Genomic DNA, 10,850 nt, shown 5'->3' with positions numbered 1-10,850 from the left:
ACGATACGATAAAAGAGAATTATATTGCGGCTTATCGCTGTGCCGGGAAAATTCAGCAACATATTAAATTGCAGTATCAGCAGGATTTGAGTAAAGAAGAGCTGATGTTTTTGACTATTCATATTGAGCGGGTTCGTCGGGAATGCTCTAACTTGCCCGATTAAGTCATTAGCAAAAGAGATTTTAGAATAAAGGATTGTGACTGCTGAGGGCAGGCAAAACCTGAATGTGTTGGTATCGCTTATGGCGGTACAGAGCATATTCAGGTTTTTTTTTGCCCGGACTTAATGACCAAAATAGGTGATTTATTTATATAAATCATCCTGCTATCCAAGGAACATATTATGCAATACACAGCGGTCGCCAGCGAGATCCTCGCCGGAGTGGGAGGGAAGAGCAATATTAACAGTGTTATTCATTGTGCTACTCGTTTGCGCTTTAAACTCAAGGACACATCGCGAGCAGATGCACAAATGCTGAAACAAAATCCGGGCGTCATTATGGTGGTGGAGAGTGGCGGGCAATTTCAGGTGGTTATTGGCAACCATGTCAGCGAGGTCTATCAGGAATTATTGCAGCAAGCGGGTTTATCTGATGGTGATGAAAATGAGCGCCAGCCGAGTCGACAAAAAGAGGGTTTACTGAGTCGCTGTATTGATATTATTTCGGGCATTTTCACTCCCTTACTCGGGATCATGGCAGCCTCCGGTATTCTTAAGGGTTTTCTGGCACTCAGTGTGGTGTGCGGTTGGTTACAGACTACCAGCGGCAGCTATATGATTTTATTCGCTGCTAGCGACTCTTTGTTCTATTTCTTCCCACTAGTGCTAGGTTATACCGCGGGTAAGAAATTTGGTGGCAATCCGTTTATTACCTTGGCGATTGGTGGTGCTTTAGTCCATCCTCTGATGCTGGCTGCATTTAATGCCACTGGGCAACCTGGCGCTGCGACCCTCTATTTCCTTGGCCTTCCGGTCACTTTTATTAATTACACGTCGTCCGTTATTCCTATCATATTAGCGGCCTGGGTCAGTTGTTGGTTAGAAAAAAGGTTTAATCGCATTTTACACAGCAGTATTAAAAACTTTTTTACCCCGTTGTTGTGTTTGGCGATTACGGTTCCTGCCACATTCTTATTGATTGGCCCGCTAGCGACCTGGCTGAGCCATTTATTAGCCGAAGGTTTTCAAATTATTTATTCCGCAGCCCCGCCGGTGGCTGGTGGTGTATTAGCCGGAATATGGCAGATATGCGTCATTTTTGGCCTGCATTGGGGCTTGGTCCCATTGATGATTAATAACTTGAGTGTATTGGGCTATGACGCCATGTTGCCACTGCTATTACCCGCCGTGATGGGGCAGGTGGGGGCGACACTCGGAGTCTTTTTACGTACCCGTGATGCCAAAATGAAAGTATTGGCGGGTTCGGCATTTACTGCCGGTATATTTGGTATCACCGAACCTGCTATTTATGGGGTGACGTTACCGTCTAAAAAACCGTTTATATTCGGTTGTATCGGCGGGGCGATTGGCGGCGTTATTGTGGGGTATAGCCAGACTCATGTTTATTCATTTGGTCTGGTCAGTATTTTCTCTTTTGCCCAGATAATTCCAACTACCGGCATTGATGCCAGCGTATGGGGCGCAATTATAGGCACTCTGACCGCATTGGTTTTTGCCGCAATTGGCACCTTCTTCTTTGGCTTGCCAGCCCAAATTACAACGCCAGAACTTGAAAAACCACTGCAAACCTCATCTATCGCCGAGGACCATAATGGCCTTGGCGAAGTGATATTTAGCCCAATCAGCGGTGAATTACAGGCATTAACTCATGTTGGCGACACTATTTTTGCCAGCGGCTTGTTGGGGGCGGGAATCGCCATTATTCCGCAACAAGGCCGGGTTGTTTCACCGGTTAATGGTGTAGTGGCTTCGTTATTTAAAACTCACCATGCAATAGGCATTGAGTCCGATGCCGGTACTGAAATTCTTATTCACGTTGGTATTGATACCGTCAAACTCGAGGGTCAATATTTTACCGCGCATGTCAGTGTGGGGGATCGAGTTAATGTTGGGGACCTGCTATTGGAGTTTGATTACGCGGCGATTATTAACTCTGGTTATGACCTGACCACGCCGATCATTATCAGCAACAGTGAAGATTATCAGGATGTTCTGTATGCCAAAGGGACATCTATTACAGAGCAAGCACCGTTATTAACCGTGATTCGTTAATACTGATTCAGGAGAAAACAGATGAAACATGCATTTCCAGACAACTTCCTTTGGGGCGGGGCTATTGCCGCTAATCAGGTTGAAGGAGCTTATCTTACTGATGGAAAAGGGCTATCAACCTCTGATTTACAGCCATACGGTATTTTCGGTGATATCGTTCCCCGCGTGAATGGCGACAGTTATGTCAAAGATGTGGCTATCGATTTTTATCACCGCTACCCGCAAGATATTGCACTATTTGCTGAGATGGGCTTTAAATGCCTGCGTATTTCTATTGCCTGGACGCGTATTTTTCCGCAGGGCGACGAGGAGCAGCCGAATGAAGCCGGCCTGGCATTCTATGATCGCTTATTTGATGAAATGGCGAAATACAATATTACGCCACTGGTGACGCTATCTCATTATGAAATGCCTTATGGCCTGGTGAAGAATTATGGCGGCTGGGGAAATCGTAAAACAATTGGTTTCTTTGAACATTATGCCCGCACGGTATTTCAGCGTTATCAGCATAAGGTCAAATTGTGGCTGACATTTAACGAAATAAATATGTCACTGCATGCGCCTTTTACCGGTGTTGGGTTAGAGCGGGAAAGCAGTAAAAGTGAGATATATCAGGCGATTCATCACCAATTGGTTGCCAGTGCCAAAGCAGTTGCTGCTTTACATCAAATTATTCCTGATGGCCGTATCGGTAATATGTTGTTAGGCGGTTTGATGTATCCGTTAACCTGTAAACCTGCTGACGTGTTGGAAACTCTACAGCAGAATCGTGAATGGTTATTCTTTGGTGATGTACAGGTGCGCGGCTATTACCCCTCCTATATGGGCCGTTACTTTAAGCAGCATGATATTAGTCTTGAGATTACGGCAGAAGATAAACTGGCACTAAAAGAAACGGTCGATTTTATTTCCTTCAGCTATTACATGAGTGGCTGTGTGACTACCGATGAGGAATTAAATCATCAGGCCAGAGGCAATATTCTGAGCATGGTACAAAACCCACATCTTGCCAGTTCAGAGTGGGGATGGCAGATAGACCCCGATGGATTGCGTATTCTGCTAAATGAATTGTGGGATCGTTATCAAAAGCCACTGTTTATTGTTGAAAATGGGCTGGGAGCAAAAGATAAGCCGGATGCTAATGGAAATATTGAAGATGATTATCGCATCGACTACCTCAATGACCACTTAGTCCAAGTCAGCGAGGCTATTGAAGATGGCGTAGAGGTAATGGGATACACCAGTTGGGGGCCGATTGACCTGGTGAGTGCTTCGAAAGCTGAATTATCCAAGCGCTACGGTTTTATTTATGTTGATCGTGATGATAGTGGTCATGGCACCCTGGAACGTCGCCGTAAGAAAAGTTTCTATTGGTATCGGGATGTCATTCAGAGTAATGGCGAAACACTAAAACGCTAATATTGGCGTATTTCAATAGCGGTGCTTTAACCGGCACCGCGTAAACTGCTATTCTATATCAATACTCTTCAAAGCTTTATCACGCAGGGAATGAGTGCGATGTTGAATATGAGAAACCGTTTTGAGCGTAATAACCTCTTCGGGGAGAAGAATATTCATGCTGTTTTTGAAGTTAGCCTGTTGCTAAAAGCGATATTGGCTATCATGGAGATTGTGGCGGGTATTTTAACTTTTTTTGTTACCCCCCAGCTTTTATTGAATATATTGCATCGCATTACTCAAGTTGAATTTATCGAAGATCGTGGCGATGTGATTGCCAATTATTTGCTGCATGCAGCGCAAAGCCTTTCCATCAGCAGTCTGCATTTCGCCGCGTTTTATTTATTAATTCATGGCATTGTTAAGTTATGGGTCATTATTGGATTGTGGCGCAAAAAACTGGGGTATTACCCAGCAGCAATAGTCATTTTTAGCTTATTTATTATCTATCAACTTTATCGTTATACCTTTACTCATTCTATTATGCTGATTTTAATCACTATTCTTGACTTGGTGGTTATCGTATTGACAGTGCTGGAGTATCGGCAATTGCGACAGGAACAAAAAAGACTCCAAGCGAAGCCTTTGTGATGCTGATAACAGCCATATTTTGCGATCAGCGGCGGGTTATCCCTTCATAAATTAAGCGCAGCCCAAAGGCTCCGACAGCGACTCCGATAATACCGCTTAACAAGTGCTGAACCTTGCCATACGCGCGGCGTACTGCCGGGCGGGAGAATGCCATACTCAGCAATGACCGCCAGAGGATTGAGGCCACAACAATGCCGAGCCAGGCGACCATTTTGGCCCATGCTGGTGTGGTCGGGGTGAGGGTTACCGAGAAAATACTGATAAAAAACAGCACAGTTTGTGGGTTGGATAAATCAGTTAACAGCCCACGGCGGAAGAACACATACCAAGGCGTAATTGATGAAGTAGCGACAGCACCCATGCCCATGTGCAGTTCTTGACGATGGCGCACCATATTGTAGGCATACCAAACCAGATACAAACCGCCGCCGATCTTAATTGCCGAGAACAGAGCTCCCCCTTCAGCAATCAGCGCTGCCATACCAAATAACCCCAATCCTGAGTAAATTGCATCCCCTAAGGCCACACCTAACCCGGTGAGTAAACCTGCATTCTTACCAGAGCTGAGACTGGTTTGAACCACAACAAGTAAATTAGCGCCGGGATTAATAAATGTGAGTACAAATAGCCCGATGGTCAATATGATGAGGTGGATTTCATCCATTTGGTATGGCTCCGATATTCATGATTTCAGTAGCATAATCCAATCTACCGGAGCGTGCAGAGCATAACTTGTGCTTATTGCCATGTTTTAGTCGACAGTGTTAATAGAAATGTGTTGTCTGTCACTCAACAAAAATATGGGCCTGACCCATAATCGTCAAATCAACCATTAAGCCAACATAGATACCTTCGCGGCTGATGGTTTTGATTGCGACGATTTCGTCGTGCTCAATAATAGATAACGTGAGCGTTGAAATAAAACCGGCAAAATCAATACTGACAATCTTAGCCAAGCAGTGAGTCGGATAATGGTGAGCGGAGGGCAGTGGTGTGATAGTCACTTGCTCGGGGCGCAGCATAATGCGTGCTTGCCCTTGGCGTGTTGCATCGTCAACCTTTACCCGGCCTAGCGCACAGTCGGCCCATCCGGCCGCAATATTCGAGGAAAGAATCAGTGTTTCACCCAGGAATGTTGCGGTCGGCTCATCAATCGGCCTGAGATAAAGCTCTTGCGGCGCGCCCACATGAGCCAGCTTGCCCGCGCGCATTACCGCGACCTGATCGGCAAAAGATAATGCTTCGCTTTGATCGTGGGTGACTAATATGGAGGCGATATTGGCTTGTGACAGCAGTTCAGCTACCGCTTTGCGGGTAGATGCACGCAAAGCGGTATCCAGTGCTGAAAAGGGTTCGTCCAATAACATCAATACCGGGCTTTGCGCCAATGCTCTGGCGAGCGCGACACGTTGTTGCTGGCCACCGGATATTTCATGAGGCCAAAGTTGCGCTAATCGCCGGTCTAGTGCCACCATTTCCATCAATTCATCAATCCGTCGGGCTTTATCTTGCTTGCTGCCTTTTAGCCCATAAGCAATGTTACCCGCCACGGTAAAATGTGGAAACAGTGCGCCATCTTGCGGGACAAATCCAATCCCGCGTTTATGCGCTGGCACGTGAGTTGATTGGTCAAATAGCGGATTTCCTTGCAAAATCACCTTGCCGCTATCCGGCGTTTCAAAACCGGCAATAATACGCAGCAATGTGGTTTTACCCGAACCCGATGGCCCAACAATCGCAGTGCGGCTGCCCGCTGTCACCTGTAAATCAATGTCGTCTAATACCCTGACCGATTGGTAAGATTTACCGATTTTTTGAAGTTCAAGCGTGCTCATAATCCTGCCGTACGTTGAGATTGAGAATAAAGGAGCCAGGTGAGTGGCAGGGAGAGTGCCACCATAAGCAGGGCATAAGGTGATGCAGCAACATAATCTATTTCACTGGTTAATGCCCAGAATCCGGTGGCCAGGGTTCTAGTACCATTGGGTGCTAATAATAAGGTTGCAGTCAATTCATTGGATATCGCTAGAAATACCAAGGCCGCACCCGCCGCCGCACCGGGGGCCGCCAGCCGCATGGTGGTGCTCCAGATGGCCTGAGTGGGCGTTTTACCCAAACTGCGTGCCACGTTTTCCAGCTCGACCGGCGCAGTCGCAATACCGGCCCGTAAACTGATTAAGGCGCGTGGCGTAAACATCAATAAATAGGCCAGTAAAAGAGTGAATTCAGTTTGATACAGCGGCCGTGCAATGCGGATGGTGATGGTCACCAGTGCCAGTGCGACCACAATACCGGGCAGCGAACTGGTGACATAGTTACACCCCTCCATGACCCGATGTAAGCGCCCTGGATAGCGCACGGATAACCAAGCCATTGGTATGGCGCACAGGGTGATAATTACGGCACCGCTCAGCGCCAGAGCCAGCGTTTGTTTCAAGGCTGGCAACAGCTCAGCATTCAACCATACATCAATGCCGCCGATGTAGAGCCAGCGGGTGAGGGTGATAAAAGGTACACCGAGCGAGAGGGTGGTCATCACCAGTGGTAGCAGCAGACACCACAGGGTGAGGGCGGTTCCCATTGAATAAGCAGTTTGTCTGCGCGCGCTACCCGAACCGACTCGGGCATAGCGGTTATAGCCGCGGCTGGTGGCTTCGATTAACAATAATCCCAGACAACATAACGCCAGAACACCCGCTAACATATTGGCCGCTGGGCCATTAAAGGTGGATTGGAATTGATCAAAAATAGCCGTGGTAAAGGTATCAAAACGGATCATGGCGTACAGGCCATATTCTGCTAATAAATGCAGTGCAATCAATATCGAACCGCCCCAAACAGCGAGTTTTAATTGTGGTAGAACCACGCGGAAAAATACTGCGCTGGGCGTGCTACCTAAAGATGCTGCTGCATCTTCCAGACCGGGATCAAGGCGGCGCAATACTGCTGAGGCGGGCAGATAAATAAAAGGGAAATAGGCAATGACAGAGATAAATACCCCCGCGCTAAGCCCGTGCATTGAGGGTACCAGGCTTATCCAGGCGTAACTTTGCACAAAAGCAGGCACTGCCAGTGGGGCAATAGCTAGCAGTGACCAAACTCGCCTGCCGGGTAGCGTGGTGCGTTCGGTGAGCCACGCCAACGCCACACCAATAATGGCGCATAGCGGCAAAGTGAACGCAACCAGTAATGCGGTGTTAAGCAGTAATTCCCCCACGCGAGGGCGGAAAACGAGCGCCTTGACCGTTGACCAACCGGTATCAATGGCAATGCCAATCACAAACCCCAGTGGCAGCAGGGACAGTAGAGAAAGCATCACCGCAATAACCACAATCCCAGAACCAGGGCGGCGGCTATATTGGCGTTGAGTTGTCTGACTCAGTGGCATCGGGATAACATCGGGGTTTACATTGGCCATAATCGGCAAGGCACTCGGCGTGTTAATGCCCGTCTGGTCAGGGACGCGACGGGCTAAAAATACATATTATCAGCAGGTTGACTGTATTACAGCAGGCCAGCTTCTGTCATTAACTCAACCACTTTCTTGCTGTTCAGTTTAGACGGTTCTACTTTTGGTGCATCCAGATCTTTCAGCGGCACCAATTTAGGGTTAGACGCAGCATCGACACCCACGGCGTATTCAAAAGCATTATTGGTGCGCAAGATATCCTGACCTGATTTGCCGGTTATCCATTTCACGAATTCCTGTGCTTCTTTTGGATGCTTGCTCGACGCCAATACACCGCCACCAGAGATACTCACAAAGGCACCTGGATCTTGATGTTTGAAGTAATGCAGTTGAGTTTTACCGCTGTTCTCACCGGTTTTGGCTTGATCAACAAAGCGGTAATAGTGATAGATAACCCCACCATCAATTTGGCCAGCATTCACCGCTTTCATCACCGTGCTATTACCTTTATAAGCGGTAAAGTTGGTTTTCATGGCCTTTAACCACTCCAACGTGGCTTTTTCGCCTTTCAGTTCCAGCATGGCGCTAACAATGGCCTGGAAATCAGCCCCAGAAGGTGATGCAGCCCAACGGCCTTTCCACTCAGGTTTAGCTAAGTCCATGATCGACTTAGGTAACTCGGCTTCGCTAATTTTTTCCGGATTATAGACAAAAACGGTACTGCGGGCAGCAATGCCGGTCCAGCGGCCATGTTCAGGACGATACTCTTTCGCCACCTGAGCTTGTGTTGCTGCATCCAATGGGGCGAACAATTTTGCATTATCGACTAGCACCATTGCCGGGGAGTTTTCCGTCAGAAAGACGTCTGCGGGTGATGCGCTGCCTTCCTGAACCAGCTGATTACCTAACTCGCTATCCCCGCCATTGCGCAGGGTCACCTTAATACCCGTATCTTTGGTAAAGCCGTCGACCCAGGATTTCACCAGGTTTTCGTGTTGGGCATTATACACCACAATACCTTCGTCATTGGATGCAGCATTGGCGGAAAAAGCCAGCATCATTGAGGAAGCTAACAGAGCAACAGGGCCAAGAGAGGATAAACGTAACTTCATAAAGACATCCTTTAACAGGTCAAAGAAGAAAACGAGAGAGTGAGTCAACGGAGAAACATGTCGATTGTATAGAAAGAAATTAGCAATGATAGTGAAAATCATTCGTATTATTTGATACTAAATGTTTCGTTGATGTTGCTATAATCCCTTATTCTTCAAAGGGTTTAGTCTATTTTCCTCTGGCGCAGGCACTGGCTACTGTACGATTCCTATTGTAAATAACCCAGTATAATCCTGCATTTTCCTGTTTGTTCCTTATAGGCAATGACTTAACATAGCTATTACTTTTTAGCATGGTTTATGGATATACGATGCGTCACTTAGCTGTCATTCTTCCCTCACTCATTTTGCTTTCTGCCTGTAGCAGCAAGCCGACGCCTCCTGTTGCTGCGACGCCGTCAGATAGCCTGACACAAAGTGGTTTTTTACTTGAACCACAACATGTGGGTCACGTGCCAGACGGTGATTTTGCCTATAATGCGGATACCGCCCGTTTTGTTGACAAAATGGTGCGTGAGCATGGTTTTGAGCGTCAGCAACTGCATGATGTATTAGCGCAAACTAAAAAACTGGATTTTGTTATCCGCTTGATGGATAAGCAAGCGCCGACCTCTGGCCGTCCATCCGGGCCAAATGGTGCCTGGAACCGCTATCGCAACCAATTTATTACGCCAGATAACGTGCAAAATGGGGTGAATTTCTGGAATCAACATGAAAAAGCCCTGCAACGTGCTTATGAGGTTTACGGGGTTCCACCAGAAATTATCGTTGGCATCATTGGCGTTGAAACACGCTGGGGCAGAGTGATGGGTAAGACTCGTATCATTGATGCGCTGGCAACACTCTCCTTTGCTTATCCGCGCCGCGCCGAGTATTTTTCTGGTGAGCTGGAAACCTTTTTGCTGATGGCGCGAGCTGAGGGCAATGACCCGCTAAGTCTGCGCGGTTCTTACGCTGGCGCTATGGGTTATGGTCAATTTATGCCATCGTCATTTAAAGATTATGCTGTCGATTTTAACGGCAATGGTCATATCAATTTGTGGGATCCGGAGGATGCCATCGGTAGTGTGGCGAATTACTTCAAAGCCCACGGCTGGACCAAAGGGGCGGCGGTGGCTATTCCTGCCAACGGGCAAGCGCCGAATCTCGATAATGGCTTTAAGACCAAATACCCCATCTCGACATTATCTGCCGTAGGGCTAAGCCCGACCGGCTCGCTGGGCGACTATCAGGAAGCCAGCTTGTTGCGCCTTGATGTCGGTACCGGCTATCAATATTGGTATGGTTTGCCAAATTTCTACACTATTACTCGTTACAACCACAGTACCCATTACGCGATGGCGGTGTGGCAGTTGGGTGAGGCGGTCGGTCGGGCGCGTCGCGGCCTTTAATAGCTGAGCGGATATCACAAAAAAGAGCCGCGTTATGCGGCTCTTCATACTAATCACAGCAGATGAGAAATATCATCCGGATGAACCGATGGTGGAGACTGACGCCAACCGCGCGTTAGCCACAGCAGGTAAATAAAACCTACCAGTAACCACAGCAGGCCTACCTCCAGCGCGCGCTGTTCAAGATGAACCCACAACCACACCGACATCACAAACCCCATCATTGGCAACAGCCCATATTTAAACATGGCTGAAATACCACGACGTTTCTCATTGAAAATAAAGTGTTTTATAACGCTCAAATTCACAAAGGTGAACGCGCCGAGCGCGCCGAAGCTTATCATCGACACCACTAAATTCAGGTCAAGGAACAGCGCCAGCAGCGAGATGGTTGCCACGAACAAAATAGCGCGCCACGGCGTATGGAACTTGCGATGTAGATGGAAGAACACTTTGCGTGGCAATACCCCTTCACGGCCCATGGCATAGAAGATACGCGACACACTGGTCTGTGCGGTCATCGCCGAGGCATAAACGCCCGTCAGATAAGTGGCCATAAAGAAGTTATACATCCACTTACCGCCGACATGCTCGGAGATAATCAGGCTGGCGGTGTCCTGATAAGGGATTAATGATTTCCAGTCTGGATAAGCCA

Annotated in this window: 10 protein-coding genes; 5 read left to right on the top strand and 5 right to left on the bottom strand. The window is 47.7% G+C overall.

Annotation, left to right across the window (positions count from 1 at the left end):
* From ACNSO8_RS05195 to ACNSO8_RS05180, 4 genes are all read left to right on the top strand, one after another.
* On the top strand, positions 1 to 164 hold a 164-nt coding region (locus ACNSO8_RS05195; RefSeq protein ID WP_418394015.1), incomplete at its 5' end, for a PRD domain-containing protein.
* A 180-nt stretch (positions 165 to 344) separates the two neighbouring features.
* Positions 345 to 2,234 (top strand): PTS beta-glucoside transporter subunit IIABC, encoded by a 1,890-nt coding sequence (gene bglF, locus ACNSO8_RS05190; RefSeq protein WP_050876948.1) that lies wholly within the window; start codon positions 345 to 347, stop codon positions 2,232 to 2,234.
* Between the two features lie 21 nt (positions 2,235 to 2,255).
* A complete protein-coding gene (locus tag ACNSO8_RS05185) occupies positions 2,256 to 3,653 on the top strand; it encodes a glycoside hydrolase family 1 protein (RefSeq protein ID WP_050298953.1) in 1,398 nt (465 codons plus the stop codon).
* A 99-nt stretch (positions 3,654 to 3,752) separates the two neighbouring features.
* A complete protein-coding gene (locus ACNSO8_RS05180; RefSeq protein ID WP_019083638.1) occupies positions 3,753 to 4,283 on the top strand; it encodes a DUF2127 domain-containing protein in 531 nt (176 codons plus the stop codon).
* Between the two features lie 25 nt (positions 4,284 to 4,308).
* Here the strand turns inward: ACNSO8_RS05180 and ACNSO8_RS05175 are convergent, their stop codons facing one another.
* The 4 genes from ACNSO8_RS05175 to ACNSO8_RS05160 form a co-directional block, all read right to left on the bottom strand.
* On the bottom strand, positions 4,309 to 4,947 hold the full coding sequence (locus tag ACNSO8_RS05175) for a LysE family transporter (protein WP_057621501.1): 639 nt from the start codon (positions 4,945 to 4,947) through the stop codon (positions 4,309 to 4,311).
* 121 nt (positions 4,948 to 5,068) lie between these two features.
* Entirely contained in the window at positions 5,069 to 6,118 is a 1,050-nt protein-coding gene (locus ACNSO8_RS05170) for an ABC transporter ATP-binding protein (protein WP_057621500.1), read from the bottom strand.
* The gene (locus ACNSO8_RS05165) at positions 6,115 to 7,701 is read right to left on the bottom strand and encodes an ABC transporter permease (protein ID WP_418394014.1); all 1,587 of its coding nucleotides are present in this window, start codon (positions 7,699 to 7,701) and stop codon (positions 6,115 to 6,117) included. Before ACNSO8_RS05165 ends, ACNSO8_RS05170 begins: the two co-directional genes overlap by 4 nt.
* An 86-nt stretch (positions 7,702 to 7,787) precedes the next feature.
* Positions 7,788 to 8,804, bottom strand: a complete 1,017-nt coding sequence (locus tag ACNSO8_RS05160) for an iron ABC transporter substrate-binding protein (protein ID WP_013650226.1) — start codon at positions 8,802 to 8,804, stop codon at positions 7,788 to 7,790.
* A gap of 311 nt (positions 8,805 to 9,115) precedes the next feature.
* Between ACNSO8_RS05160 and mltB the strand changes: the two genes are divergently transcribed.
* Positions 9,116 to 10,195: a lytic murein transglycosylase B gene (gene mltB, locus ACNSO8_RS05155; RefSeq protein WP_046050519.1), complete on the top strand. Its 1,080-nt coding sequence runs from the start codon at positions 9,116 to 9,118 to the stop codon at positions 10,193 to 10,195.
* Positions 10,196 to 10,248: 53 nt separating this feature from the next.
* Here the strand turns inward: mltB and ACNSO8_RS05150 are convergent.
* Positions 10,249 to 10,850 (bottom strand): APC family permease (locus ACNSO8_RS05150; protein ID WP_418394013.1); only part of this gene is annotated, 602 nt, incomplete at its 5' end.

The sequence above is a fragment of the Yersinia sp. LJYL362 genome (assembly GCF_048323875.1).
The sequence above is the reverse complement of the archived record's forward strand: the minus strand, read 5'-3'. Positions and strand labels throughout refer to the sequence as shown.

Excerpts from the sequence above, each read along its gene's own strand:
- bglF (WP_050876948.1), top strand. The coding sequence starts at position 345 with ATGCAATACACAGCGGTCGCCAGCGAGATCCTCGCCGGAGTGGGAGGG.
- ACNSO8_RS05185 (WP_050298953.1), top strand. The coding sequence starts at position 2,256 with ATGAAACATGCATTTCCAGACAACTTCCTTTGGGGCGGGGCTATTGCC.
- ACNSO8_RS05180 (WP_019083638.1), top strand. The coding sequence starts at position 3,753 with ATGTTGAATATGAGAAACCGTTTTGAGCGTAATAACCTCTTCGGGGAG.
- ACNSO8_RS05175 (WP_057621501.1), bottom strand. The coding sequence starts at position 4,947 with ATGGATGAAATCCACCTCATCATATTGACCATCGGGCTATTTGTACTC.
- ACNSO8_RS05170 (WP_057621500.1), bottom strand. The coding sequence starts at position 6,118 with ATGAGCACGCTTGAACTTCAAAAAATCGGTAAATCTTACCAATCGGTC.
- ACNSO8_RS05165 (WP_418394014.1), bottom strand. The coding sequence starts at position 7,701 with ATGGCCAATGTAAACCCCGATGTTATCCCGATGCCACTGAGTCAGACA.
- ACNSO8_RS05160 (WP_013650226.1), bottom strand. The coding sequence starts at position 8,804 with ATGAAGTTACGTTTATCCTCTCTTGGCCCTGTTGCTCTGTTAGCTTCC.
- mltB (WP_046050519.1), top strand. The coding sequence starts at position 9,116 with ATGCGTCACTTAGCTGTCATTCTTCCCTCACTCATTTTGCTTTCTGCC.